Here is a 25,974-nt window from a genome sequence, read left to right on the forward strand (position 1 = left end):
CCCGGTCAGCCAGATAATCAGTGATGCTCCTCACCCGCCCGCTTCAACAACTTCTTGCACCGCTCAGACAAATGAAACACCTGCAAATGCTTACCCGCCTTGGCATAGCGCTCGCGCAAAGTCTTCAAAGCAGCAATCGCCGAATAATCAACAAAACTCAAATGCCGACAATCCAAAGTCACCCGAGCCGGATCATTGGCCGGATCGAACTGATTGAGAAACGGCGCAGTCGAGGCAAAAAACAACGTGCCATGCAGACGATAAAGCTTGCTGCCGTCAGCCTCCAGATGCTCATCGGCATACAGCTCACGGGCCTGCTGCCAGGCAAAGTTAAGCGCGGCGATAATGATGCCGCACAGCACCGCAGTGGCCAGATCAGTGAACACCGTAATAGTGGTCACAGCGATGATCACCAGCACATCGTTGAGCGGCACTTTGTTCACCACCCGCAACGACGCCCAGGCAAAAGTCTGCTGCGACACCACAAACATCACACCGACCAGCGCCGCCAGCGGAATACGCTCGATCAGCGGCGACAGGAACAGAATGAACAACAGAATCAGCACCCCAGCGACCACACCGGACAAACGCCCACGCCCGCCGGAACTGAGGTTGATCACGGTCTGGCCGATCATCGCGCAACCGCCCATGCCGCCGAACGCACCCGAGACCATATTCGCCGCACCGAGCGCCACGCACTCGCGATCCGGGTAGCCACGGGTTTCAGTGATTTCATCGGTGAGGTTCAACGTCAGCAGGGTTTCCAGCAGACCGACCAGCGCCATCAGAATCGCGTAAGGCGCAATGATGCGCAGGGTTTCGAAATTCCACGGGATGTCCGGCAAAGCGAAGGTCGGCAAGCCACCGGCGATGTGCGCCATGTCGCCAAGGGTGCGGGTCGGCAGGCCGAACAGATAGACCAGCAGGCCGACGCCGAGGATCGCCACCAGTGCCGGCGGCACCGTTTTTGTCAGACGCGGCAGAATGTAGACGATGGCCATGGTCAGCAGCACCAGCCCGGCCATCAGGTACAGCGGCGTACCGCTGAGCCAGTCTTCGCCGCTCTTGAAATGCTCCAGTTGCGCCAGGGCAATGATGATCGCCAGGCCGTTGACGAAACCGAGCATCACCGGGTGCGGCACCATGCGCACCAGTTTGCCCAGGCGCAGCAGTCCGAACGCCATCATGATCAAACCGCCGAGCAACACCGTCGCCAGCAAATACTGCACACCGTGCTGCACCACCAACGCGACGATGACCACCGCCATCGAACCCGCCGCGCCGGAGACCATGCCCGGCCGGCCGCCGAACAACGCCGTCAGCGTGCAGATGATGAAAGCGCCGTACAAGCCCATGAGCGGATTGAGGTGCGCCACCAGCGCGAACGCAATGCATTCGGGCAACAGGGCAAACGAGGTGGTGAGTCCGGCCAGGACATCGGCGCGCAGACGAATCGGTTTCATGGCTTACCTGACTGAGCGGCCGACGAGCGCGGCCGCGGGTGTTCGGGGAAAAGAGGGTTGCGGATGTTACGGAATTGTTCCGGATCGAGCCAGTGAACGCTGACACCTGTCGGCTCGGGCTTTATGCTGGCGCGCTCCTGTATTCATCGAGTTCGACATGTCTGCATTTCTGACGTCCCGCGAAGTGTGCCAGCGTTTGCGTGAAGCGGCGCTCGGTGTGCTCGCGTTCACAGTCTGCGAAGCACCTGCCGAGACTGGGCTGGTCACAGTCGATATCGACGGCTGGCGCCTGCTGCTGGATTTTGCCGGGGGGCGATTACATCACTGTGAACACGCCCGCAGCGACGATGGACAAGAAGGCTCGCTAGAGCGCTGGCAGCGTTTTGGCACCGACCCGGTGAGCCTGCTCAGTACCTGGGAATTGGCGCAGATCGAGCAATTGCTCAAAGCGCCGACGAACGAGGTTGCTCAATGATGGCACTCTGCCCATAATTCGCGCCCTCCTCTATTCCCACGCAAGGAACTGCCGTGAAGAAGTCGCTGTTGTTGATCCCGATGCTGGCTCTGCTGCTGCAAGGGTGTGGCATGACCATGACCCGCTACGAGCCGAGTTTCGAGAACGTTCAGAAGCTCAAGCAAACCCCGCCGCTGCATGCGATCAGCAACCCTCAGGTTACCGCCGAATCCGGTGAAGGTTCGCTGGTGGTGCGTGCCAATCCGGTTCGCTCACCGTCTGGCAGCATCCCGGCGCACATTCAGGACGCGATCACCGAAGAACTGCGCAAGGCCGGTCTGCTCGATCCGCAGGCTCAGCGTCAGTTGAAAGTGCTGGTGGTGAAGAACGAACTGTCCGCCGGCATGGGCACGGGCGACGGCAAACTGGCTGCTCGCTTCACCCTGCTCAATGGCAACGATGTGGTGTACGACGCGACCAAGAATGTCAGCAGCCAGTGGAGCAGCAGCTTCTTCGGTTTCATTGCGATCCCGAACGCGGTCAACGCTTACAACCCGATGGTGCGTGACCTGCTGAAGGAACTGTACAGCGATCCACAGTTCATTCAGGCCCTGAAGTAAGGGCAAAAAAGAGCCGCGATTGCGGCTCTTTTTTTTCGCTTCAAACCCGTGGAATACCGGTTTCGAGCGCCGAGTACTTCAGGTTTTTGTTATCAACCATTTGCTTGAGCAACGCGTTGACCTGACGGGTAAAGGTGTCATTCACCGCGTCTTTAGGCGTGTTGGCCATCAGCGGAATGAACCAGATGCCGATCCAGGTGCCGATCGCATCGTGGTTGCTCGCGGTGGTCAGGGCCTGACCTTGGCCATCCAAGCCTTCCAGGCTCAAGGTGTACTGATCGGTGCCGTACGCCGGGATTACCATCATGCTGAAGCCGCTGATGAAGGCCAGCACCATGGAGCCTGCATTCGGCGGATGGTTGTACATTTTCAGACGCAGGCTGTAGTCGCCCGGCTGCTTCTGGAACTCGTCCAGAGTGACACGGCCGAACAGGCCCGAGTCAGTGAGGATTTTTTGCAGCTGTGGTTTCAGTTGATCACGTGCCTGCGGCACTTCCACGGCGGAACCACTTTTCGGCTCGCCCTGATAGAAATCGAAATCGACGTAGACGTTTGGCTTGTTGGCGTAGCTGGCCATCGACGGCATGGTCACCGGCGCCACTTCGTCTTTGGTGAAACTGGCACAACCGCCCAGCGCAAGTACCAGCCCCAGCGCCAGAATTTTCCCGAATTGCATGATGTCCGTCCCTATGTGTACACGACCAAATGATGGCATTGAGCCTTCATTGCGAAGGCCGGGCGGATTCTAGAGAGAGAGGCCTTCCAGCGAAAGCCTGAATTGGCGAAATCGGCAAAAAAATTGCTCAGCCCTGCCGCAAGTCGAGGATGTAGGTGTAATACCCGCTGTCGCGTACGTAACCGAGGGATTCGTACAAGCCTTGCGCCTTGAAGTTGTCCGTGGCGGTTTCCAGCACCAGGCCCTTGGCACCGGTTGCCAAGGCAAAGTCACGCGCAGTGTTCATCAACAGTCGGCCAACCCCGCGCCCACGGGCGGCGGGTGCAGTGAACAGGTCGCTGAGCAGCCAGGTGCGGTGGGCATCGATGGACGAGAATGTCGGATACAGCTGCACGAAACCCAGCGCTTCACCGTGTTCATCCTGAGCAAGAAAAATCGCCGATTCGCTGGCAGCCATGCGTTCAGCGATGAAGGTTCGCGATTGCACAAGGTTCGCCGGCTGCTGGTAAAAACCTCGATAAGCGTCGAATAACGCCGCCACCGCATCCAGATGTGTCGCGTCGGCTCGCACGGCCTGAAGAGTCATACGCCCGCTCCGTTCCAATCAATGATCGAAACAGCATAGCGCTGCCCTTCGAGTATGCTGGCCTCCTCGCTATATAGTTTTGTATATTGCGAAACCGAAATCGCCAGAACCTTTCCATGCCGTCCAGCCAACCTGTGTGTCCATGAGTGCCATCCGCGTACGCAACGAGCAGTTGATCCTCGCCGCCGCCAGCGAAAAATTCGCCGCCAACGGTTTCGACGCCACCCAGACTCGCGACATCGCGGCACGTGCCGGGGTGCCCAAGGCCAATCTGTATTACTACTTCCAGACCAAGGAAAACCTCTACGGCAAAGTACTGCTGGGTTTTGTCGAACCGCTGCTGGAAGCCTCAGCGGCGCTGCGTGAAAGCGATGATCCGCTGACGGGGCTGCGCGCCTACATTGCCGCGCGGATTCGGATTGCCCGCGAGCATCCGGCGATTGCCAAGGTGTTCAGCGGCGAATTGCTGCTGGGCGGTCGACAGTTGCCCGACGAGTGCCGAGATCTGTTGCAGGCCGAAGCGCGGCGCAATGTTGAATGCCTGCGCAGCTGGATCGAGCGCGGTTTGCTCGCGCCGGTGGATCCGGAACATTTGATGCTGTTCATTTGGTCAGCGACGCGTACGTACACCAATATTGGCTGGCAGATGGGCCGGATCATGGGGCTTGAAGTGCCGCAGGATGAGGACTATCAAACGGCGGCGCAGACGATCACGCGGATGGTGCTGGAGGGCGTGGTCGTAGCGCCGCGAGTCGGCGAGATTCGTGGGGTTTTGTTTGCGACTTGAGGGAGGGCTGCTGCGCAGATCAGGGCATGAAGTCTACGGGGAGTTCCAGATGATCTTTCATGCGCTCGTTCCAGTCGTGCAAGGCGTCGGGTAGACGTTTTTTCCATTTCGCAGCATTAGTGTAATAGCGCAGACGCGAGTGGCCGGTACTGTCACAGGTCACCAGCAGCACCCAGAAATGGCCAGCGGTTGACCGCATCACGACGCCGGTACCGCCGAGGCCGCGCATCCACATCTCCCAGACCTGACTGCCCGGCACATCGGTGCCTGGCTCACCCGTCATCAGGGAGCCGGACTTTTCCACCAGTGTCTGATAATCACCTTTGAGCAAGGTGTGCAGTGCCTGGTTCTCTTCCGGTGTTTGCGCCAGGCCCAGGCTGAGCATGTCGTAATCCAGCATCAGCGGTTGCTGCGAGGCGACAAAACGACCGGTGTAGTAGACGCCCAATCCGGCACTGCAATATCCGCCTGCGCCCACGAGCGAAATATCCAGCACACCGTTGATGGGAGTGAACGACAGGGTGCACTCGTCTTCCGAGTAAACGGCCTTACCGTCCTTGAGTGTGGCGATGCCATCCAGATCACCGGAGTTGGCGCCCTCAGCTGCCGTAATGTCGATGCTGATGTGCGTAGCATCGCGGCGCTGGGTTATCACCGTCGCCGAGGTTGAAGTCCCCGGCGGAACAAGCTGCCAGGTCGCGTCCCAACTGAAGGGCTGGGTGGCGTGTTCAAGTTCGGTCAGGCGCATCAGGTACTGGCGGCGCAAACAGGCCGTCTGCTCACCACAGGCGTTGCGATTTTTCAGCCACTGCCGCTGGTCCGTCTTGAGAGCTTGGGCATCGGGGACATTAGCCAATGTCGAATGCCACAGCTTGCCCAGCGTCTCGTCGAGCAGCGAAATCTGCGGGTCACCACAAATGGCTTTTTCAGTTTTGCTGTTGGCCGTGGCGCAATCGAAACTGCTGGCTTGGGTAACAGAGGCAAACGCAACGGACATCAGCACCAAGGCATGACGCAGGGAGATGGCGAACATCGAGAGATTCCATTCTTCGGACGGCGCGCAGTATGCCAGTGCTGCTGCCGGAAATCCCCACTGTAGGAGTGAGCCTGCTCGCGATAGCGTTCTGTCAGACGATGCTGCGCCAACTGACACACTGCTATCGCGAGCAGGCTCACTCCTACAGGTTTTGTGTGGGTTGTCAGAACGTGATGTCGGCTGCGGGTATGACGTCGATCCGCGCCACGGAGCCGGTCAGGTGCGCCAGATCCTTGTTGTGTTCGGCGATGATGTCTTCGGCGCTCATGTTGCCGTTGTCGACCGTGGAATGCGCGTCGGCCACAAGCACCACGTCATAACCCAGTTGATGGGCCTGACGCACGGTGGCGTTGATGCAGTAATCGGTTTGCAGACCACAGATGACCAGTTTTTCGAAATCTTCGCTCGGCAGCAGTTTGCGCAAGTCTGTCTGGTAGAACGAATCCGGCGTGGTCTTGCGTACGCGCAAGTCCTCAGGCGATGTCTCAAGCCCTTCGGCCAGTTGCCAGCCTTCGGCGCCAAGGGCCAACGGGCTGTCCTTTTCTTCATGCTGGATCAGCACCACTGGCACACCTGACTTGCGCGCCCGGGTGCTGAGACCGTTGATGGTGTCGATCACCCGGTGAATGTCATGGCACTGATATTCGCCCGAGCAGAGGGCGCGCTGGACGTCGATGATCAGTAATGCGGTGGTCATGATGAGCCTTCCTTGATCAGTCCTTGAGACAGGGGCGGACGTGAGCCCGCCCCCTTTTTACGCCCCTCAGTAACCCAGTGACAAGCCGGTGTTGCGGCGCGGATCATTGGCGCCGTAGAAACGGTTTTTGCCAACGGGCTTACCGCCCAGCGAAGGTGCCCCCACCAGAATCGCGGCGATGTGGTTGGCGTCCTGCGGGCCGGCGAACTTGTGGCCCCAGCTCTCGAGAATCTTGCGCGTATCGGGGCTGGCGGCGAAGTCCTCGAGGTTGGTTTCCTCCGGCATCCACTGCTGATGGAAGCGTGGCGCATCGACCGCTTCCTGAAGGCCCATGCCGTAGTCGATGACGTTGAGCATGGTCAGCAAAGTCGCCGTGATAATGCGGCTGCCACCCGGCGTACCGACCACCATCACCACTTTGCCGTCCTTGGTGACGATGGTCGGGCTCATCGATGACAGCGGTGCCTTGCCCGGCGCTATCGCATTGGCTTCGCCCTGCACCAGACCGTACATGTTCGGCACGCCGACCTTGGAGGTGAAGTCGTCCATTTCATCGTTGAGGATTACCCCGGTCTTGCTCGCCATCACGCCCGCGCCGAACCAGTCGTTGAGGGTGTAAGTCACCGACACGGCATTGCCCCACTTGTCGACGATCGAATAGTGGGTGGTGTTGCTGCCTTCATGGGGCGCTACGCCGGGCTTGAGTTCAGCCGACACGCCGGCCTTGTTCGGTTGGATAGCGTCGCGCAGTTTGGTCGCGTAGTTCTTGTCCAGCAGGTGTTCGATCGGGTTTTTGACGAAATCCGGATCGCCGAGGTAGCTGTTGCGATCGACATAGGCGTGGCGCATCGCTTCAATCTGATAGTGCATACCCTGAGCCGAATGGAAGCCCAGATCCTTCATCGGATAGCCTTCGAGGATGTTCATGATCTGGCAGATCACCACGCCGCCGGAGCTTGGCGGTGGCGCCGAGACCACATGATAACCACGGTAGTCACACTCCACCGGCGCCAGTTCGCGGGTCTTGTATTTGTCGAGGTCGGCCTGAGTGATGATGCCTTTGTTGGCCTGACTGGAGGTCACGATGGCATCGGCGACCCAGCCTTTATAGAAGCCGTCGGCGCCTTTATCGGAAATGCTCCGCAGGGTTTTGCCGAGGTCCTTCTGCACCAGTTTCTGCCCGACCTGCATCGGCTCGCCGTTGTGCAGGAAGATCGCGCCGGAATCGCGCATGTCCTTCTTGAACACGTCGGTGGCGTACTCCAGCAACTCGACGTCACCCTGCTCCAGCGCAAAGCCGTCTTCCGCCAGTTTGATCGCCGGGGCAATCATCTCCTTGCGCGGCTTGGTCCCGTATTTGCTCAGCGCCAGTTCCATGCCAGAGACCGTGCCGGGCACACCCACCGCCAAATGGCCACGGGTGCTCAAGTCGGGAATGACGTTGCCTTCCTTGTCGAGGTACATGTTCGCGGTGGCCGCCAGCGGCGCTTTTTCGCGGAAATCGAGGAAGGTCTTGCGCCCGTCCGCCAGTTGAATGGTCATGAAGCCGCCACCGCCGAGGTTGCCTGCTGCGGGATACACCACCGCCAGCGCGTAACCCACGGCGACTGCCGCATCGACGGCATTACCGCCACTTTTCAGTACGTCGACACCCACATGGGTGGCCAGATGTTGCGCGGTGACCACCATGCCGTTTTCGGCGGCAACCGGTGCGACTGACGCCGCGTGAGCCATGAGACAGCTGAGTGCCAGTGAGGTCGCTATCAGCGATTTGGCCAAAGGTTCGTACTTCATGAGTCGATCTCTTTTTTTGTTTTCAGGGTCTGTGCAAAACAGAGGCGGAACGCTTCAAGAGCATCAAGCAGTATGGTCGGCTTTGCGTATTGCGCCTCCCCGATCAGGCAGTATGCTGGGCACTGTTGCTGTCCTGATCCGGAGTCTGCCGTCATGCCCTATACGTTCATCACCCTGCCCTCGCCCGTCGGTGAGCTGAAGCTGGTCGCGAACGGCTCACGACTGGCGGCCATCCTCTGGGAAAACGACAAACCGAACCGCGTGCGCCTCGGACCGATGAGCGAGGCACCCGACACTCCGATCCTGATTCGAACGGCTCGACAACTTGAAGAATATTTTTCCGGGACGCGTGACTGTTTTGATCTGGAACTGGATTTCGCTGGCACCGACTTTCAGAAAAAGGTCTGGGCGGCGCTGCTGACCATTCCATTTGGCGAGACGCGGACCTACAGCCAGATTGCCGAACAGATCGGCAACCCCAGCGCCGTGCGGGCAGTGGGAGCCGCCAACGGACGCAACCCGATTTCCATCGTCGCGCCGTGTCATCGGGTGATCGGCGCCTCGGGGAAGCTGACCGGGTTTGCCGGTGGGCTGGAGGCGAAAGAGCGCTTGCTGACCCTTGAAGGTGGCGACTGGTTGCAGATTGGCAAAACCGGGGATTTGTTTTAGTCAGTTAATACGAATCAAGAGATCGCAGCCTTCGGCAGCTCCTACCTTGGAATGCATTTTCCTGTAGGAGCTGCCGAAGGCTGCGATCTTTTGATTTATCAGTTAAACAAGTTATTCATCGCCGCATACTGCAACAGCATGATGGTCTTGGCGTCGCAGATCTCACCGCGCTGAAACGCTGCCAACGCTTCGTCGAAGCTCCACTCCAGCACTTCCAGTTCTTCGGTTTCTTCTTCCAGACCGCCACCGTCGCTGACCTTCGATGCAGCGTCGTATTCGGCAATGAAAAAATGCAGCTTCTCGGTCACCGAACCGGGACTCATGTAGGCCTCGAACACCTTCTTCACATCGTGCACGCGATAACCGGTTTCCTCCTCAGCTTCATCGCGAATCCGTTGCTCCGGCGCCGCGCCTTCGAGCAACCCGGCCGCCACCTCAATCAGCAAACCATCATGACCATTAACGAACACCGGTAAACGGAACTGCCGGGTCAGCACCACCGTGCGCTGCTCGCGGTTGAACAACAGAATCGCAGCGCCATTGCCGCGGTCGTAGACCTCACGGGTCTGACGCTGCCACTCGCCATTGTTGCGGTGATAATCGAAGGTGATTTTCTTCAGCAAATACCAGTCATGGGACAACACCTGAGTGTCGACGATGTTGACCCGCTCGGCTGTGTTGGACATGACGTCTGATCCTTTTGTCATTGAAGGCTCCCGGGTAGGTAAAAGCCCATTTTTGTGAACGAAAAAATGAAACCGTATACCGCCCCACAAACTATGTCGAAACATCCTACATACATCACCTACTCGCCCGACTTCTTTCCTGTTTGATCCCCCGCAAAGTCCGCGCACCTTTTTGATGTGCGCGAGAGACTGCGAATGCTTCCAACCGATCGGCTGCTGGCCCTGAACAACAGCATCGGCCTGCTCGTCGTTGCTGCTTTGAATCCCGATGAGCCGGATTTTGACAACCTGATCTACGAGTTCCGCCTGTGTCTGAACAACTACGAGGCCTGGGCAGAGCAGTTCTGGACAGGCACCGCGCTGGATATCGAGCAGGTGTTCACTGTCGGCAACGACGTGCGCCTCAGCGCGCCGATCAAGTCGCGTCAACCGCTCAGTTCATCGGTGGTCATGTGCCCGGCCAGCGGAGCGTTGACGCTGGTGCATATGTTCGAGGCCGCGCGGTTCGTGCCGATCGGCGATACGCCGGTGACGCTCGAACCGGTGCTTGCCGATGTCGGTGGCGTGCTGACTTTCGGCGAACCGCTGCATCACACCATCGGCCCCAGCGGCATTCTGCAGGTGACCGACTGCGATCGGGGCCAGCGTTATCGCATCACCTTCTTTCCCGATGTGTCCACCGACCATGTGCGTGCGCTGTATGCCTCTTATGAAAGTGTCATTGCAGGCCTGGAAGGCTGGCTGCGCGCTGAGTGGGCAGGGTTTCAACCCCAGTGGACGGAGTTTTCCAGCGCCGGGTTTCTTCAGCGTTACGGTCAGTTGCAACAGGCCGACTGGCGTGGATTCGAGAAAGCACTTAATGGTGTTTGGGATGACATCAAGCAGGTATTCGCCCTGCTCGCCGATCTGCAGGCCAACAGCGAAAAATTGCTGGAATACCTCAGCGAGGCCGAGCTTGAGGCGTTATTGAATGGCTCCAGCGACGCCATTGCCAACGGCTTGTTGATCCTCAGTGACGAACCTCTTCTGTTTATTCATCTGGCCGCGTTTACCAGTTGGCTGAAGATGCTACCGCCGCAGTATCTGGCTGAAGTGGTGGCCGAGGTGCGGGTCGAACTGCTGATCAGCTTTCTGTTGATGGGGTTGTCAGGTGGCGTCGGCGTGCCGGTGCGCCTGAGCAGCAAAGTGCTGGCGAAGGTCAAGTCACCACGCGCTCGGGAGTGGTTGGCGGCTTCGGCTTTGCGCTTGGCCGAACTGACGTCCTCGGCGGATCTGACGCGGCACGCCAGCGTTTTGAAACCGCTGATGCTCAATGTGCGCGACGTTGAGTTGAAACCGACACCGGCGATACCGCTGAACATTCGTCAGGCCGACTCGCTGGTGTTGACGGTGCCGAATCCGGCGCCTGTTGTGCGGGACAAGTCTGGCGGTTCGAGCCGGATCGAGCGGCATGAGCCGCATGACGACTCGTCGGATCAGGCGAAAAACCCCAACGGCGACAGCGCCGATTGCGTGCCGCGCACCTGCACCAACGGTTGTCCGGTGTCGATGGTCACTGGCGAAGAACTGCTGACCCTGACTGATGGGGTGCTTGATGGCGTGTTGCCGTTTGAGTTCACGCGGTTGTATCGCTCTAGTGCCGCTGAGATCGATGTCGGGCTGGGGTTTGGCTGGAGTCACTCGCTGGCGCATCGGCTCGCGTTTGAGGGTGACTTTGTTGTCTGGGTCGACCATGAAAACCGTCGAACACGGTTTCCGCTTCCTGGCGTTTCGCGCCCGGCGATTCACAACAGCCTGTCGCGGGCGGCGATTTTCCTGGGCGATGAACCGGAAGAGCTGATCCTCGCACTGGCCGGGGACGCGGCGCGGTTTTATCACTTTCGTGCAGGACGGCTGACAGCGATCAGCGATGCCTATGGCAATCGTCTGACAGTGCAGCGCGATCGATCTGACCGGGTGCAGCGCCTGGACAACGGCGCCGGGCGCTCGCTGCTGTTGCGGTATGACCGCGCGCAGTTGCTCGGTGTTGATTACCAAGTGTTTCGCGACGGTGCCTGGAGCACCGAACAGGCGCTGGTCAGCTACCGCTACGACGCTTATCAACACCTGATCGAGGCCAGCAACGCCGTCGGTGACAGCGAGCGTTACGACTACGACGACGCTCACGTAATCCTGCAGCGGCAACTGGCCGGCGGCGCGAGTTTTTTCTGGGAGTGGGAGCGGTCGGGGAAAGCCGCGCGTTGCGTGCGTCACTGGGCGTCGTTTTCGCAGATGGACACCCGTTACGTCTGGAATGACGACGGCAGCGTGGCGGTGCATTACGTCGATGGCACTGAAGAAACGTACGTCCACGACGAGCGTGCGCGGCTGGTGCGTAAAGTCTCGGCGGACGGTGGCGAACAGCTCAAGGCTTATGACTCCTCGGGGCGTTTGATTGCCGAGCAGGATGCCTTGGGCGCGGTCACCGAATACCGCTACGACGAGGTCGGACGGCTGATCGCGCTGATTCCGCCGGATGAGGCGCCCACGTCCTACGAGTATCGCAACGGTTTCCTGTTTCGGCGTTCGCGCGGCGATGCGGTGTGGATCTACCGGCGCAATGCCGAGGGCGATGTCACCGAGGCGGTCGACCCCGACGGTCAGGTCACCCATTACTACTACGACACCCGGGGTCAGTTGCTGTCGATCCGCTACCCGGACAGCAGCCGGCATCGGCTGGTCTGGAATGCCCTCGGCCAGTTGACCGAAGAAACCCTGCCCGACGGTGGCGTGCGGCGTTTTTCCTACGACGCACTGGGTCGGCGGACCACAACCGCCGACGAACACGGTGCAGTCACTCGTCAGCATTGGGACGCCGTTGGCCGACTGATTCAGACGACTTTTCCTACCGGCAGCACCCGCGCCTACAGCTACGGCGCCTACGATCAGGTCACTGCCGAACGGGATGAACTGGGGCGCATCACTCGTTACGAATACGACGACGATCTGCACCTGGTCTCGCGGCGGATCAACCCCGACGGCACGCGGGTGCAATACCGCTACGACCATGCGCAGCTACTGCTCACCGAGATCGAAAACGAGTCCGGGGAAAAATACCGGCTGGATTACACGCCGACCGGGCTGATTCGTCAGGAAAGCGGTTTTGACGGCCGGCGCACGGCGTACGCCTACGACCTCAACGGGCATCTGCTGGAGAAGACCGAGTTCGGTGATGACGGCTCTTGTCTGCTCACCGCTTATGAGCGCGATGCGGCCGGACGTCTTCTGGTCAAAACCCTGCCCGACGGCCTCAAGGTTGTTTATCAATACGACCGTCTCGGCCGACTGATCGGTGTTGATGACGGCCAGCAACACCCGCTGGCCTTCGAGTACGACCGCCAGGACCGCTTGATCACCGAGCATCAGGGCTGGGGCACCCTGCGTTACCGCTACGACGCCTGCGGCCAGCTCAAACGCATGCGCCTACCGGACAACAGCATTCTCGATTACCGCCACGCCAAGGGCGGCGCGCTGACCGACATCGATCTCAACGGCGCGCCGCTGACCCGTCACGTCTATAAGTCCGGTCGCGAACTGCAACGCCAGCAGGGCCTGCTACTCAGCGAATACTCCTACGACGATCAAGGACGATTACTCGCCCACGCCGTAGGTCATCAACGCGATTCGCTGTACCGCCGCGATTATGCCTACAGCGCCAACGGCAATCTCGCGCACATTGCCGACAGCCGCCACGGCCAACGCACCTACGGTTACGACGCCCTCGACCGGCTGATCCGCGTACGCCACTCACGCGACGAACTGCCGGAATCCTTCGCCCACGACCCGGCCGGTAACCTGCTGATGCAGGACCGCCCCGGCCCGAGCCAGATCCAGGGCAATCGCTTGCTCATGCAGGGCGACCGTCATAACGACTACGACGCCTTCGGCAACCTGATCCGCGAACGCCGCGGCCGCGCGCAGACACTCGTCACCGAATACCGCTACGACTGCCAGCACCGCCTGATCGGCCTGACCCGTCCGGACGGCCAGACCGCGTCCTACCAATACGACGCCTTCGGCCGGCGCATCCGCAAAACCGTCGGCGACGCCACCACCGAGTTCTTCTGGCAAGGCGACCACCTCGTCGCCGAAAGCAGCGAAAGCGAATACCGCAGCTACGTCTACGAACCCGGCACCTTCCGCCCCCTCGCGCTGCTCGACGGCAAAGGCCCGAAAAAGGCCTGCCCGTTCTACTACCAACTCGACCACCTCGGCACCCCGCAGGAACTCACCGACTACAGCGGCGACATCGTCTGGTCCGCGCAATACGACGCCTACGGCAAAGTCGCCGCACTGAGCCTGGCCGGTGACGACTACCTGAACCAGCCGCTGCGTTTTCAGGGGCAGTACTTCGACGGCGAAAGCGGCCTGCATTACAACCGCCACCGGTATTACGACCCGAGGCTGGGGCGATATCTGACGCCGGATCCGATCAAGTTGGCGGGTGGGCTGAACCAGTACCAGTACGTGCCGAATCCGACGGGATGGGTGGATCCGTTGGGGTTGAACTCCAACTGCCCACCGCCGAATAAACCTGGGTGTGAGGTGCCGGGTGGGATTGACGGGGCCAAGGTTGATGAGGGTGAACCACAATTACCGGACTTAATCCATGGCATTGACCCACATTCAGTGAAGCGAACGCATGCAATTATGGGAAAAAAATCAACTAAAGACGTCGAAAAAATAAGGGATCAAATGCGAGCGGATGGCTACGATGTCAGCTACCCCATAGACGTAGCAGAACATCAGGGCACCTTCTATATTCTAGATGGACATCACCGTGCAGCAGCTGCAAAACAAACAGCAACGCCAATAACTATAAAATTGATCACAAATATCAGAGAGCATAAAGGACAACTTAATACGATCGAAGAAGTCATTGAATCAGCTAACAATGTCGGATACGACCGATTGGAGCATCACAGAAGAAGATGAAAACAGTCGATAAAAATCTTGAAGACCTAATAACTGACTTTCTTTCAAAAGTTGAAAGTGGAACAGAACTACTACTAAAAAAATTTGGCACTCGGAATATTTTAAGACTCTGGCGGAGCAAGCAAATCGAACGCTGCGGTGAAATAACTGATGAAATTCAATATGAACTGCACGGCGTAGGGTGCGCCATTCATTTCCCATCAGAATCAGTGGACTTCGATTACGGCTCGAACAGCAGAATCGACGGCTTTGACGTATGGCGCCTTTACATTTACGCTTCGGACAGGCCGCTTACATATGAAAAATACTGCGACAAGAAAACACTCGAAAAAGAATTCAAAGAGCTTATCTATTTAAACAGAATCGAAAAGATGTCGATCAATGACAATCTTTATGTCCTGGTTAAAACCGAATAAAAACATACCCACACGCATTCCAAACCAACAAAAAAGCCCGGCAGCGCTACCGGGCTTCTTTATTTGCAACTACCGAGCGATGAGTGAGCGCGTGTCATCGACAGCCTGCCCGGTGAAAGAGACCCCGTGAATCAACGGCCCATAACGCAGGCTGAACTCCCAGCTATACGGCACGCCATCCTTGCTGGTGCCGTTGTCCCAGTTCACCGACCAGGTCATCAAGCCTTTGATCGGCAGCCCCTTGATAGCCAGACGCTTAAGAACGTTACCGACCACGGTCTTGTCGATCACATAACCGGTGGCCGCCGCATCGTTGTTGGCCGGTAGGCCGATGACGAACTTGTCCGCCGGGATCCGCGTGAAGCCGCGAGTGCCGGTCACCAGACTTTCGGTCAGGTAGTAAAGGAAATCCTCCTTCAGCGCATCGTTGTTCTGCGCAATCCACGCACCCGCGCCGTTGTTGGCTTCCGGCACCCATACCCCGTCACCGCCCTGATTGTAGAACTGCGGGGCGATAAAGTCGTAGTAGCCTTCCAGTGCCTGCAGGTAGCTCACGTAGTTGCCGGTACTGGTCAGATACGGGAACTCCGGGGCCATGCTGATGATGAAGTGTTTGCCCTGGCCTGCGTAGTGATCCTTGACCCGTTTCAGCGCGGCCGGCAGGACGGTCTTGTTGGCAGCGAAATCAATCGCGCTCTGTTCAAGATCGATGTCCAGTCCATCGAAGCCATAGGTTTCCACCAGACGGATGATTTCGTTGGCCAGCGGCTCTTCCTGACCGCTGCGCAATTCGATGTGCGCATCGGCACCGCCGAGGGAAATCAGCACGGCCCGACCCTGACTGTTGAGCACGCCGACCTGGCGGCGGAACTCGGCATCGGACACGTTGAACGGCTTGAAGGTCGGAATGCCGCTGCCCTTCATGAAGGCCACTGCAACGACGTTGTACTCCTTGGGCACTTCCTCCAGCGAGAGGCTGGCAAAGCGGCCCTGGCGATAACCATCGCTCGCCCCCGCTGGCCAGTTGTGCCAGAAGCCCATGAGGATCTTTTTGCCGGCAATGCTCGGCATCAGCGAAGCGGCATCGCTCGCCGGGTTTTGCATTAAAGAAAAGTCGATATTTGACATGTTCTAATCCTTCAGAACGTGTGGATTTGACGACGCAGCGCCGTTATTTGAAGTCGACGTCGAAGGCCTGATAGAAGGCGTTACCGGTGTTGGCAACGATCCACATCAGCACGATCACGTGATGGCCCTTTTTGTTGGCTGGCAGTTTCACCGCGTGATTGACCTTGGCCTTCAGCTCATTCGGATAGCTGTAATAAGGCACCTGAGTGTAGAAGTCCTCGAAAAACGGTTGCGCTTCCAGTTGCGCGCGGCTGATGCGTTGTTTCGGGTCCCAGCCATCCTTGGTGATCAGCCAGCGGTAGCCGCGGGTGGTGTGCGGCGCGGTGTATTCCCATTTGATTTCGAGGGTCTGCCCCGGCGTGACATTGAGCAGCGGCCAGGTGAACGGGCGAGCGAGTTTCTTGCTCATTTCTTCATTGGTGAAGTTCACGCAATCGCGGGCATCGTTCTTGCCGCCGCTGAGAATGTAGCCGTCGGCCGGTGGCGTGACACTGTCCGAGTCGCTCTGGTAAGGGGCCGGAAACGGCCCCGCTGCCAGTGCCGGGAAATTCTTCCCGCCTTCCATTTCGTTGACCTGCCAGGCGCCGAGCAATCCTTGCTCGATCGCCACCGCACCGCGGCTCGCAGGGGAGATGACACGACCGTGTCGCAGTTGGGTTTGTGCGTGTGGTTGATTCATGTTTTTCACTCCGTTGATTTAAGAACTCTCCTTTCCGAGGAGAGGCCTTCAAGCTAACGGAGACGGATTTTTTGTCCATCGGCGGTTTTGTCGCAGTCGACGGCCTCAAGACGTAAAAACACTGAAAATACTGGATGTATATACAGTCAATTACGATAACGCCCACCCGAGATGACGACAAAAGATTACACGCCAATGCTGCAAAAACTGCCATTCAGTACTCACGGCAACTGTGCCTTGAACTCCTTTTCGTACTGCCCGGCGAGTTGTACTTTCTGTTTCTCGTTGAGCAATTTTCCGGCCATCTGGAAGAACTTCTGCTCTTCTTCCTTTAAATGATGATGAACCTTGTCCGACAGCTTCTTCGCGGTTGCCAACCACGCCGGACTGGACATCTCGGTCTCGTCGAGTTCTTCCATCATCTCGTCCATTTCATGGTGTTCAGCGATGGCATGGCGGCTCAGATCGACACCGTCATCAAGCTCCATCAGCGGAATGTAGAAATGGCGCTCTTCAGCAGTTTCATGAGCCTGGAGTTCTGCCTTGAGCTGTTTGTAAGCTTCGACCCGTTCCGGCGTATCGCCGCTGGTTTCGATCAGGGTTTTGGCGTAGCTACGCTGGCGGTCATGGCTTTCGCGAAGGGCTTCGAAAATATTCATGGGGGATCCTCATCAACCGCGTGCTGGAATGACGCTGTAAAGGCTAGACCCCGACGCGAGAGCGGCAGTTCCACCGGGTTGAAGAAGGGCTTGGAAGATGGCTTCGGGGCAGGATAGGCTGCAAATTCAAACCACAAGGAAGTCATGCATGAACCTGCGCATCGAGCTGTCACAAAACCCGACCGAAGAAGAACGCACAGCCATCCTCGCGCCGCTGCGTGCGCACAACGTTGCCAACGCCGGACCGTCGACCTTCGAGCCGATCGCTCTGTTAGTGCGTGATGAACACGACGCGATCCTCGGAGGTTTGTATGCCCACACGTTCTATCGTTGGCTGTTCATTGAGTTATTGGCCGTGCCGGAACAGGGTCGCGGCAAAGGTATCGGCTCGCAGTTGATGCAGAGGGCGGAAGATCTGGCACGGGAAAAAGACTGCGTTGGCATCTGGCTCGACACCTTCTCCTTCCAGGCTCCGGAGTTTTACAAGAAGCTTGGATTCAGCGAATGCGGAGAGATTCTGGATTACCCCTTGGGGCATAAGCGGCATTTCTTCCAGAAGCGACTGATTGGTTGAATGTTGCGGCCCCTTCGCGAGCAGGCTCGCTCCCACATTGGAACGCATTGCGAAATGTGGGAGCGAGCCTGCTCCGGGCGGCGTTCCGACGAAGGTGGCAGCCGCGTCAACGCATGATCAGAGGCAGGTCGCTAAAGCCGCCAACCGGCGCTTGGCGACAAAGTCATCCTTCTGCGCGTAGTAATTCAGCGTCGTGCCCGAAGCTTCAGTGATCACGTCGACAAACGACTCCGCCGAACGGGTATACACCGTCGTACCGCCCGATTTGCGCGGTTCCAGATACGCCGCCGCATCGACGCCGAACACCGCCTCGTCCTGCCAGCCGAACTGCACACACTGCGCCACGACTTTTTCGGCTTTGTCCGAAGTCAGTACTTTATAGGGGGTTTTGGTGCGAGCATCGTCCATCACCGAGCCTGCGCAACCGGCCAGCAGCGTCGCCGCCAGCGCTACCATCAGAATTCGCATTGCATTCGCTCATTCAGAAAAAAGCGGACTGTATCACCTCAGCAGCAGAAATCGTTCTGCTTTACTGCATTTATAGCGCGACACGCGCAGGCCGCTGCGGCAACCTAAGGTCATCAGCCTCACAAGGAAAACACATGGCGCCTACCGACCAGCGACATGAACATGCCCTGAAAGTGTTTCTCGACGCGCGTCCCGAACTGCGCGATACCCTCGACCACCTCAACCCGTTGCTGGCCCAGGCCAAAGGCGAAACGCAGGCGCAGTATCGTGAAGAACGACTGCATGAAGCGTTTGAGGCCGAGGCGGAAAGTCTCGGTCTGTTCGCCTGGGAGTTGACCTTGCAACTGACCGCTGATTCGCCTGAGGAGTATCAGGCGCAGCGTCTGGAAGTTCACCGTGAAGTCGCAGAAATGGCCGGTATGGATTGGCTGGAATATTGCGATCTGTATGGCATAGAACCGTAACCACCGCGAAAGGACACCGCCACTCATGCTGCCATCCGCCTCGACTCACCGCGCCAGCCCCGGCCATCTGCACACGCAGAAGTGGCGCGGGCGGGTGGGTCTGGCACTGGTGGCCAGCCTCTCGGTACTGGCCGGAATGACCGACGCCATCGGCTTTATGGCCAGCGGCGACTTCGTCTCGTTCATGAGCGGCAACACCACTCGACTCGCTGTGGCGATCAGTGATGGCGATGTCGGGCTGACCGTGCGTCTGGTGATTCTCGTCGCAACTTTCGTTGTCGGTAATGCTTTGGGTGTTGTAGTTGCGCGCTTGGGTGGACGCCGGGCGCTGCCGCTGCTGCTATGTATCGCTACCCTGCTGTGCGCGGCAGCGGTCTGGCCATTCGACACCCAACTGCCGGCGCTGATGGCGGCGATTATTGCGATGGGCATGCTCAATGCGGCGGTCGAAGAGGTAAACGGCTTGCCGGTCGGGCTCACTTACGTGACTGGCGCATTGTCGCGATTCGGCCGTGGATTGGGTCGCTGGATGCTCGGCGAGCGGCGTAGCGGCTGGCGGGTGCAACTTGTGCCCTGGAGCGGGATGTTTATCGGCGCGATTCTGGGGGCGGTGCTGGAACATCATTTGGGACTGAAGGCGATGTTTGTCAGCGGAGTGCTGGCGGCGATGATTGGGCTTCTCTCCCTGAGAATTCCACGACGCTGGCAACTGGGCTATATGCCGCGTTAATTGAGGCCGGCACATTCAATATTTTTATCGCCTGACCCACCGCTTTCGCGAGCAAGCTCGCTCCCACAGGGGCCTGAGTACAACTTGGGTTTCGCGGCGGCTTCGATAAAGCTTTATCATGGCCGCAGTTTTGCTGATCGAGTCCATCATGAAGTTCGCCATTGCGCTGTTTTCCGCCGCCCATGCGCCCTCCTCGCGCCGCGCCCTGCTGTTTGCGCAGGCTGCGCTGGCCGGTGGGCATGAGATTGTCCGGCTGTTTTTCTATCAGGACGGCGTTTATAACGCTTCGGATGCGCTAGTCACCCCGCAGGACGAACTGGACCTGCCCAAACAATGGCGCACGTTCATCAGCGAGCAGAAGCTGGATGGCGTGGTGTGTATCGCCGCCGCCCTGCGCCGTGGTGCGCTGAACGCTGAAGAGGCCAAGCGTTATCAGCGTGAAGCGATTTCGGTCAGCGCGCCGTGGGAATTGTCCGGCCTCGGTCAGTTGCATGACGCAGTGCAAGATGCTGACCGCTTGATCTGCTTCGGAGGTGCGTGAGATGGCCAAGTCCCTGTTGATCATCAGCCGCCAATCGCCATGGTCAGGCCCTGCCGCCCGCGAAGCACTGGACATCGTGCTGGCCGGCGGCGCCTTTGATCTACCGATCGGTTTGCTGTTTCTCGATGACGGCGTGCTGCAACTCAGCGCCGGGCAAAACGCCAAGGCCCTGCAGCAGAAAGACCTCAGCGCCAACCTGCAGGCGCTGCCGATGTTTGGTGTAGAAGAGCTGTTCTATTGCGCTGAGAGCGCCATCACTCGCGGTCTCGACAACTTGTCGCTGGACGAAGCACAGCCGCTGACCGCCGAGCAAATCACCGCCCTTATTGACCGTTACGACCAGGTGATCACTCTCTGATGTCGACTTTGCATGTGTTGTCTCATTCCCCTTTTGGCGACGATCGTCTGACCAGTTGCCTGCGCTTGATCGGCAGTACTGATGCTCTGTTGCTGTCCGGCGACGCGGTCTATGCGTTGCAAGCGGGCACTGCGCCGTTTAGCGCACTGCAAAGCCGCCAGATCAAATTGTTCGTTCTGGCCGAGGATGCACAGGCGCGCGCCATCGAAGTGCCGGACTGGGCCGAAGCCATCGATTACCCGGCCTTCGTCGAGCTGTCGCTCCATCACGACAAGGTCAACAGCTGGTTATGAAGGCCATGACCGTCGGCGCCCGCGCCATCGAACTGGACAAGGACGGCTTCCTCGTCGACCTGAGTGACTGGTCGGCTGATGTCGCCAGTGCGCTCGCCGCCGCCGAAGACATCGAGTTGACGCCCGAGCACTGGGAAGTCCTCGAACTGCTGCGCAGCTTCTACGAAGAATTCCAGCTGTCCCCGGCCACCCGGCCGCTGATCAAGTACACCGCGTTGAAACTCGGCCCGGACAAAGGCAACAGCCTGCACCTGAACCGACTGTTCAAAGGCACCCCTGCCAAACTCGCCGCGAAACTGGCGGGCCTGCCCAAACCGACGAATTGCTTATGACCGACTTTCCAGCGCTGACTCTCGAAACGCCCGCCGAGCATCCCTTCGCCCAGTTCGTGCGCATCCTCGGCAAAGGCAAACGTGGCGCTCGCGACCTGACGCGCGAAGAAGCCCGGGAAGCCATGGGCATGGTGCTCGACGACAAGGTTGAGGACACCCAGCTCGGCGCGTTCCTGATGTTGCTACGACACAAGGAAGAAAGCGCCGAGGAAATGGCCGGCTTCACCGAAGCCTTGCGCGCACGTTTGCAGGCACCCACGTTGAACGTCGATCTGGACTGGCCGACTTACGCCGGCAAGAAGCGCCATCTGCCGTGGTATCTGCTGGCGGCGAAGTGTCTGGCACAGAACGGTGTGCGCATCTTCATGCACGGCGGCGGCGCTCATACCGCCGGGCGTCTGTACAGCGAGCAGCTGCTCGGTGAGTTGAACATCCCGTTGTGCCGCACATGGCAGCAGGTCGGCACAGCACTGGACAACGGCGGACTGGCATTCATGCCGCTGGTGGACTGGGCGCCTCAGTTGCAGAACATGATCGACCTGCGCAACACCTTGGGCCTGCGTTCGCCGATTCATTCCCTGGCGCGGATTCTCAATCCGCTGGGCGCACGCTGCGGCCTGCAAAGCATCTTCCACCCCGGCTATCAGGCGGTGCATCGCGATGCCAGCGGTCTGCTCGGCGACACGGCGATAGTGGTCAAGGGCGATGGCGGCGAAATCGAAATCAACCCGGATGCCGACAGTCACCTCTACGGCACCACAGATGGCGAGAGCTGGGACGAGGAATGGCCACAATTGTCGGCGCAACGCCACGTCAAACCGGCGACCCTGGACGTTGAACATCTGAAAGCCGTGTGGCGTGGTGAGGTGGTCGACAGTTACCCGCAAATGGCCCTGATTGCGACCATGGCCCTGGCCTTGCGCGGCCTCGGCCAACCCCGCGAACAAGCCTTCGCCACCGCCGAGCAATACTGGACTGCGCGGAACAAATCGATTTAACCGATCATTCGCGCCCGATCTTTGCGCTTTTTGTTCGAACTCATCGGAATAGACTCGGCTCCAACGAATATTGGTTTACGGAGTCTTGATCATGGGTTTACTCGTCGATGGCCGCTGGCAGGACAAGTGGTACGAAAGCAGCAAGGACGGCGCGTTTCAGCGCGAACAGGCCAAACGCCGTAACTGGGTCACCGCCGATGGCCAGCCCGGCCCGAGCGGCGAAGGCGGTTTTGCCGCTGAAGCCGGGCGCTACCACCTCTACGTTTCGCTAGCCTGTCCGTGGGCGCACCGCACGCTGATCCTACGCAAGCTCAAAGGTCTGGAAAGTCTGATCGACGTTTCGGTGGTCAGTTGGCTGATGCTGGAAAACGGCTGGACCTTCGACACGGCGCTCGGCTCAACCGGCGACAAGCTCGACGGCTTCGACTTCATGCACCAGCGCTATACCGCCGACACGGCCGATTACACCGGCCGCGTTACTGTGCCGGTGCTGTGGGACAAAAAACTGAAGCGCATCGTCAGCAATGAATCAGCGGAAATCATCCGCATGTTCAACAGCGCGTTCGATAATCTGACCGGCAACGATCTGGATTTCTACCCGGCGCCCTTACGCGCTGAAATCGACGCGTTGAACGATCGAATCTATCCGGCCGTGAACAACGGCGTGTACCGCGCTGGTTTCGCTACGTCGCAACAGGCTTACGAAGAAGCGTTCGATGAGGTGTTTGCCGAGCTGGATCATCTGGAGCGGGTGCTGGGCGCCAATCGCTACTTGTCGGGTGAGTACCTGACCGAAGCCGATATCCGCTTGTTCACTACAATGATTCGGTTTGACGCGGTGTATCACGGGCACTTCAAGTGCAACCTGCGGCGAATTGCCGATTACCCGAATCTGTCGAACTGGCTTCGTGAGGTGTATCAGTTGCCGGGGATTGCCGAGACGGTGGATTTCCAGCACATCAAGAATCACTACTACGGCAGTCACAAGACGATCAATCCGACGGGGGTTGTGCCGAAGGGGCCGGAGCAGGATTTCACCGCGGCCCATGATCGGGCGCGGTTGAGCGGCAAAGGGGTTTGGCGCCGGGGCTGAGATCTGCATCGTTTTTGAAGACCTCTTCGCGAGCAGGCTCGCTCCCACAGGGGATTTGTGCACGACACAGATCCAATGTGGGAGCGAGCCTGCTCGCGAATGGGGCGACTCGGTTTTCAGACTTGCGCCTGAGCCCCTTCGAACCAAGCCAGCTTCTCGCGCAGTTGCACCACTTCACCAACGATCACCAGTGTCGGCGCATGCACTTCATGCTCCGCCACCAATCGTGGCAGATCGGCCAGCGTGCCGGTAAAGACCCGCTGATTGACCGTCGTACCCTGCTGAATCAACGCCGCCGGGGTATCCGCTGAACGACCATGTTTGATCAGTTGTTCGCAAATGACCGGCAAGCCGACCAGACCCATATAGAACACCAGCGTCTGCGCCGGGGCGACAAGGTCGGCCCATGGCAGATCGGTGGAACCGTCCTTCAAATGCCCGGTGACAAAACGCACCGACTGCGCGTAATCACGATGGGTCAACGGAATCCCGGCATACGCCGCACAACCGCTGGCCGCTGTGATACCTGGCACGACCTGAAAGGGAATGCCATGAGCGGCCAGCTCTTCGATTTCTTCGCCGCCACGGCCGAAGATGAACGGATCGCCGCCCTTCAACCGCACCACGCGCTTGCCGGCCTTGGCCAGATCGACCAGTTGCTGGTTGATCTGATCCTGCGGCACGGCGTGATCAGACCGACGCTTGCCAACGTAGACCCGCTCGGCATCACGACGACACAGCTCAAGAATCGCAGGTGCAACCAAACGGTCGTAGAGCACCACGTCGGCTTGCTGCATCAAGCGCAAAGCCTTGAAGGTCAGCAGATCCGGATCGCCCGGACCGGCGCCAACCAGATACACCTCGCCAGTCGTGACCATGGCTTCGCCATCGATCTTGGCTTGCAGCAGACGCTCGGCCTCGGCGCCCTGTCCGGCCAGTTGGCGATCGGCAATCGGCCCCTGAAACACGTCTTCCCAGAAGCCACGACGCTGCTGCACATCCGGAAACAGGCTTTTCACCTGATTACGGAAACGCGCGGCGAGTCCGGCCAACTGACCGTAAGTCGACGGAATCCAGGTTTCGATCTTGGCGCGAATCAACCGCGCCAGCACCGGCGCATCGCCGCCGCTGGACACGGCAATGATCAGCGGCGAGCGATCGACGATCGCCGGGAAGATCACGCTGCACAAGGCAGGCGCATCGACCACGTTGACCGGCACGCAGCGCTTGTGAGCATCGGTGGAAACTTGTGCGTTCAGCGTCTCATCGTCGGTGGCGGCAATGATCAGCCCGCAACCGTCAAGATCCGCCTCAACGTAACCGCGCAACAGGCATTCACCGCCAGAGGCAGTAACCAGTTCACGCAGTTGCGTTTCGATTTCAGGTGCGACCACCCGCAGTAGCGCACCGGCATCGGCCAGCAGGCGGGATTTGCGCAAGGCAATTTCCCCCCCACCGACGACCAACACACGACTGCCGCGCAGGTTGTGAAACAGCGGCAGATATTTCATTTAGCCGATGACCTCAAGGCCACCCATGTACGGCTTCAGCACGTCCGGCACACGGATCGAACCGTCGGCCTGCTGGTAGTTTTCCAGCACGGCCACCAGAGTACGGCCAACCGCCAGACCGGAACCGTTCAAGGTGTGCACCAGCTCAGGCTTGCCGGTTTCCGGGTTGCGGAAACGCGCTTGCATACGACGGGCCTGGAAGTCGCCGCAGTTCGAGCACGACGAGATTTCGCGGTACTTGTCCTGGCTCGGGATCCACACTTCGAGGTCATAAGTCTTGACTGCGCTGAAGCCCATGTCGCCGGTGCACAGCGCCAGCGTGCGGTAAGGCAGGCCGAGCAGTTGCAGGACTTTTTCGGCGTTGGCGGTCAGGCCTTCCAGCGCTTCCATCGAGCTCGACGGTTCAACGATCTGCACCATTTCAACCTTGTCGAACTGGTGCTGACGAATCATGCCGCGAGTGTCACGACCCGATGCGCCGGCTTCACTGCGGAAGCACGGAGTATGGGCAACGAACTTGATCGGCAGCAGTTTCGAGTCGACGATTTCGCCGGCAACGATGTTGGTCAGCGACACTTCGGCAGTCGGGATCAAGTACAGATCGGCTTCGCCTTCGCGAGCGATCTTGAACAGGTCTTCTTCGAACTTCGGCAGTTGACCGGTGCCTTGCAGCGCCGGGGCCTGAACCAGATAAGGCGTGTAGGCCTCTTCGTAGCCGTGCTCGTTGACGTGCAGGTTGATCATGAACTGTGCCAGTGCGCGGTGCAGACGGGCGATCGGGCCACGCAACAGGGCGAAACGCGCGCCGGACAGTTTGGCGGCGGTTTCAAAGTCCAGCCAGCCGAACTTCTCGCCCAGCGCCACGTGGTCTTTCACTTCGAAATCGAATGCAGTCGGCGTGCCCCAACGGCGCACTTCGACGTTGTCGTCTTCGTCTTTGCCGACCGGCACGGATTCGTGTGGCAGGTTCGGGATGCCGAGCAGGATCGAATCCAGTTCGGTCTGGATCGCGTCCAGTTCGACTTTACCGGCGCTCAGTTCGCCCGCCATGCGCTCGACGTCCGCCATCAACGGCGCGATGTCTTCGCCGCGCTGCTTGGCCTGACCGATGGATTTGGAACGCGCGTTACGCTCAGCCTGCAGTGCTTCGGTGCGGGTCTGGACGGTCTTGCGCTGTTCTTCCAGCGCTTCGATGCGCGCGGTATCCAGGGCAAAGCCACGGGAAGCCAGGCGGTCCGCTACGTCCTGAAGGTTGCTACGTAACAGTTTGGAATCGAGCATGTCGGTT

27 protein-coding genes and 1 pseudogene are annotated in these 25,974 nt (G+C 59.0%); 15 read left to right on the plus strand and 13 right to left on the minus strand.

Annotated features, from left to right (window positions below; all coding sequences use genetic code 11):
• Window positions 1-17 precede the first annotated feature (17 nt).
• Window positions 18-1,463, minus strand: a complete 1,446-nt coding sequence (locus PspS49_RS18430; RefSeq protein WP_160040938.1) for a SulP family inorganic anion transporter — start codon at window positions 1,461-1,463, stop codon at window positions 18-20.
• Window positions 1,464-1,620: 157 nt separating this feature from the next.
• On the opposite strand from PspS49_RS18430, the gene PspS49_RS18435 reads away from it, so the two are divergent.
• Together PspS49_RS18435 and PspS49_RS18440 are read left to right on the plus strand one after the other, a co-directional pair.
• Window positions 1,621-1,938, plus strand: coding sequence for a hypothetical protein (locus tag PspS49_RS18435; RefSeq protein WP_127928882.1), 318 nt, complete (start codon window positions 1,621-1,623; stop codon window positions 1,936-1,938).
• Window positions 1,939-1,991: 53 nt separating this feature from the next.
• Complete coding sequence (locus PspS49_RS18440) at window positions 1,992-2,537, plus strand: hypothetical protein (RefSeq protein WP_007908120.1); 546 nt, start codon at window positions 1,992-1,994, stop codon at window positions 2,535-2,537.
• 40 nt (window positions 2,538-2,577) lie between these two features.
• Here the strand turns inward: PspS49_RS18440 and PspS49_RS18445 are convergent, their stop codons facing one another.
• Both PspS49_RS18445 and PspS49_RS18450 read right to left on the minus strand, forming a co-directional pair.
• A complete protein-coding gene (locus PspS49_RS18445) occupies window positions 2,578-3,213 on the minus strand; it encodes a hypothetical protein (protein ID WP_127928884.1) in 636 nt (211 codons plus the stop codon).
• 127 nt (window positions 3,214-3,340) lie between these two features.
• Window positions 3,341-3,799 (minus strand): GNAT family N-acetyltransferase, encoded by a 459-nt coding sequence (locus PspS49_RS18450; RefSeq protein WP_160040940.1) that lies wholly within the window; start codon window positions 3,797-3,799, stop codon window positions 3,341-3,343.
• Window positions 3,800-3,941: 142 nt separating this feature from the next.
• Between PspS49_RS18450 and PspS49_RS18455 the strand changes: the two genes are divergently transcribed.
• Window positions 3,942-4,586 (plus strand): TetR/AcrR family transcriptional regulator, encoded by a 645-nt coding sequence (locus PspS49_RS18455; protein WP_160040942.1) that lies wholly within the window; start codon window positions 3,942-3,944, stop codon window positions 4,584-4,586.
• A gap of 19 nt (window positions 4,587-4,605) precedes the next feature.
• Here the strand turns inward: PspS49_RS18455 and PspS49_RS18460 are convergent, their stop codons facing one another.
• From PspS49_RS18460 to ggt, 3 genes are all read right to left on the minus strand, one after another.
• A complete protein-coding gene (locus PspS49_RS18460) occupies window positions 4,606-5,619 on the minus strand; it encodes a hypothetical protein (protein ID WP_160040944.1) in 1,014 nt (337 codons plus the stop codon).
• Window positions 5,620-5,785: 166 nt separating this feature from the next.
• On the minus strand, window positions 5,786-6,319 hold the full coding sequence (locus PspS49_RS18465; RefSeq protein WP_150775039.1) for a cysteine hydrolase family protein: 534 nt from the start codon (window positions 6,317-6,319) through the stop codon (window positions 5,786-5,788).
• A gap of 66 nt (window positions 6,320-6,385) precedes the next feature.
• On the minus strand, window positions 6,386-8,113 hold the full coding sequence (gene ggt / locus PspS49_RS18470; RefSeq protein WP_127928894.1) for a gamma-glutamyltransferase: 1,728 nt from the start codon (window positions 8,111-8,113) through the stop codon (window positions 6,386-6,388).
• A gap of 153 nt (window positions 8,114-8,266) precedes the next feature.
• On the opposite strand from ggt, the gene PspS49_RS18475 reads away from it, so the two are divergent.
• The gene (locus PspS49_RS18475) at window positions 8,267-8,782 is read left to right on the plus strand and encodes a methylated-DNA--[protein]-cysteine S-methyltransferase (RefSeq protein WP_127928896.1); all 516 of its coding nucleotides are present in this window, start codon (window positions 8,267-8,269) and stop codon (window positions 8,780-8,782) included.
• Between the two features lie 98 nt (window positions 8,783-8,880).
• On the opposite strand, the gene PspS49_RS18480 is transcribed toward PspS49_RS18475, so the two are convergent.
• The gene (locus PspS49_RS18480; protein ID WP_160040946.1) at window positions 8,881-9,468 is read right to left on the minus strand and encodes an NUDIX domain-containing protein; all 588 of its coding nucleotides are present in this window, start codon (window positions 9,466-9,468) and stop codon (window positions 8,881-8,883) included.
• Between the two features lie 195 nt (window positions 9,469-9,663).
• Between PspS49_RS18480 and PspS49_RS18485 the strand changes: the two genes are divergently transcribed.
• Window positions 9,664-14,442, plus strand: a complete 4,779-nt coding sequence (locus tag PspS49_RS18485; RefSeq protein ID WP_160040948.1) for an RHS repeat-associated core domain-containing protein — start codon at window positions 9,664-9,666, stop codon at window positions 14,440-14,442.
• Entirely contained in the window at window positions 14,439-14,858 is a 420-nt protein-coding gene (locus PspS49_RS18490; RefSeq protein WP_150751077.1) for a hypothetical protein, read from the plus strand. Before PspS49_RS18485 ends, PspS49_RS18490 begins: the two co-directional genes overlap by 4 nt.
• Window positions 14,859-14,984: 126 nt before the next feature.
• Here the strand turns inward: PspS49_RS18490 and PspS49_RS18495 are convergent.
• The 3 genes and pseudogenes from PspS49_RS18495 to PspS49_RS18505 form a co-directional block, all read right to left on the minus strand.
• Window positions 14,985-15,986: pseudogene (locus tag PspS49_RS18495) on the minus strand (chitinase); the annotation flags it as partial.
• A gap of 43 nt (window positions 15,987-16,029) precedes the next feature.
• Complete coding sequence (locus PspS49_RS18500) at window positions 16,030-16,665, minus strand: lytic polysaccharide monooxygenase auxiliary activity family 9 protein (protein ID WP_150775037.1); 636 nt, start codon at window positions 16,663-16,665, stop codon at window positions 16,030-16,032.
• Window positions 16,666-16,886: 221 nt separating this feature from the next.
• Window positions 16,887-17,324, minus strand: coding sequence for a hemerythrin domain-containing protein (locus PspS49_RS18505; RefSeq protein ID WP_150751080.1), 438 nt, complete (start codon window positions 17,322-17,324; stop codon window positions 16,887-16,889).
• A gap of 148 nt (window positions 17,325-17,472) precedes the next feature.
• Here PspS49_RS18505 and PspS49_RS18510 point away from each other — a divergent pair, with 148 nt between their 5' ends.
• A complete protein-coding gene (locus tag PspS49_RS18510) occupies window positions 17,473-17,898 on the plus strand; it encodes a GNAT family N-acetyltransferase (RefSeq protein WP_007908103.1) in 426 nt (141 codons plus the stop codon).
• A 117-nt stretch (window positions 17,899-18,015) separates the two neighbouring features.
• Here PspS49_RS18510 and PspS49_RS18515 read toward each other — a convergent pair whose 3' ends face one another.
• Window positions 18,016-18,366, minus strand: a complete 351-nt coding sequence (locus PspS49_RS18515) for a hypothetical protein (protein ID WP_127928908.1) — start codon at window positions 18,364-18,366, stop codon at window positions 18,016-18,018.
• Window positions 18,367-18,500: 134 nt separating this feature from the next.
• On the opposite strand from PspS49_RS18515, the gene PspS49_RS18520 reads away from it, so the two are divergent.
• From PspS49_RS18520 to PspS49_RS18555, 8 genes are all read left to right on the plus strand, one after another.
• Window positions 18,501-18,830, plus strand: a complete 330-nt coding sequence (locus tag PspS49_RS18520; RefSeq protein ID WP_160040952.1) for a DUF6388 family protein — start codon at window positions 18,501-18,503, stop codon at window positions 18,828-18,830.
• A 25-nt stretch (window positions 18,831-18,855) separates the two neighbouring features.
• Window positions 18,856-19,560 carry a YoaK family protein gene (locus tag PspS49_RS18525; protein ID WP_150751081.1) on the plus strand — a complete coding sequence of 235 codons (705 nt, stop codon included), beginning with the start codon at window positions 18,856-18,858 and terminating at the stop codon, window positions 19,558-19,560.
• 148 nt (window positions 19,561-19,708) lie between these two features.
• The gene (gene tusD, locus PspS49_RS18530; protein ID WP_150751082.1) at window positions 19,709-20,101 is read left to right on the plus strand and encodes a sulfurtransferase complex subunit TusD; all 393 of its coding nucleotides are present in this window, start codon (window positions 19,709-19,711) and stop codon (window positions 20,099-20,101) included.
• Window position 20,102: 1 nt separating this feature from the next.
• Window positions 20,103-20,459 (plus strand): sulfurtransferase complex subunit TusC, encoded by a 357-nt coding sequence (tusC, locus tag PspS49_RS18535; RefSeq protein ID WP_160040954.1) that lies wholly within the window; start codon window positions 20,103-20,105, stop codon window positions 20,457-20,459.
• Complete coding sequence (gene tusB / locus PspS49_RS18540; RefSeq protein ID WP_160040956.1) at window positions 20,459-20,752, plus strand: sulfurtransferase complex subunit TusB; 294 nt, start codon at window positions 20,459-20,461, stop codon at window positions 20,750-20,752. The genes tusC and tusB overlap by 1 nt, the downstream gene beginning before the upstream one ends.
• Window positions 20,749-21,084 (plus strand): TusE/DsrC/DsvC family sulfur relay protein, encoded by a 336-nt coding sequence (locus tag PspS49_RS18545; RefSeq protein WP_150775033.1) that lies wholly within the window; start codon window positions 20,749-20,751, stop codon window positions 21,082-21,084. Before tusB ends, PspS49_RS18545 begins: the two co-directional genes overlap by 4 nt.
• The gene (locus tag PspS49_RS18550) at window positions 21,081-22,082 is read left to right on the plus strand and encodes a glycosyl transferase family protein (RefSeq protein WP_160040958.1); all 1,002 of its coding nucleotides are present in this window, start codon (window positions 21,081-21,083) and stop codon (window positions 22,080-22,082) included. Before PspS49_RS18545 ends, PspS49_RS18550 begins: the two co-directional genes overlap by 4 nt.
• A 91-nt stretch (window positions 22,083-22,173) precedes the next feature.
• On the plus strand, window positions 22,174-23,175 hold the full coding sequence (locus PspS49_RS18555) for a glutathione S-transferase family protein (RefSeq protein WP_127928923.1): 1,002 nt from the start codon (window positions 22,174-22,176) through the stop codon (window positions 23,173-23,175).
• A 116-nt stretch (window positions 23,176-23,291) separates the two neighbouring features.
• Here the strand turns inward: PspS49_RS18555 and cysG are convergent, their stop codons facing one another.
• Entirely contained in the window at window positions 23,292-24,686 is a 1,395-nt protein-coding gene (gene cysG, locus PspS49_RS18560; protein ID WP_127928925.1) for a siroheme synthase CysG, read from the minus strand.
• Window positions 24,687-25,967 (minus strand): serine--tRNA ligase, encoded by a 1,281-nt coding sequence (gene serS / locus PspS49_RS18565; protein WP_160040960.1) that lies wholly within the window; start codon window positions 25,965-25,967, stop codon window positions 24,687-24,689.
• Window positions 25,968-25,974: the final 7 nt, after the last annotated feature.

Source organism: Pseudomonas sp. S49, from assembly GCF_009866785.1.
Classification (GTDB): Bacteria; Pseudomonadota; Gammaproteobacteria; order Pseudomonadales; family Pseudomonadaceae; genus Aquipseudomonas.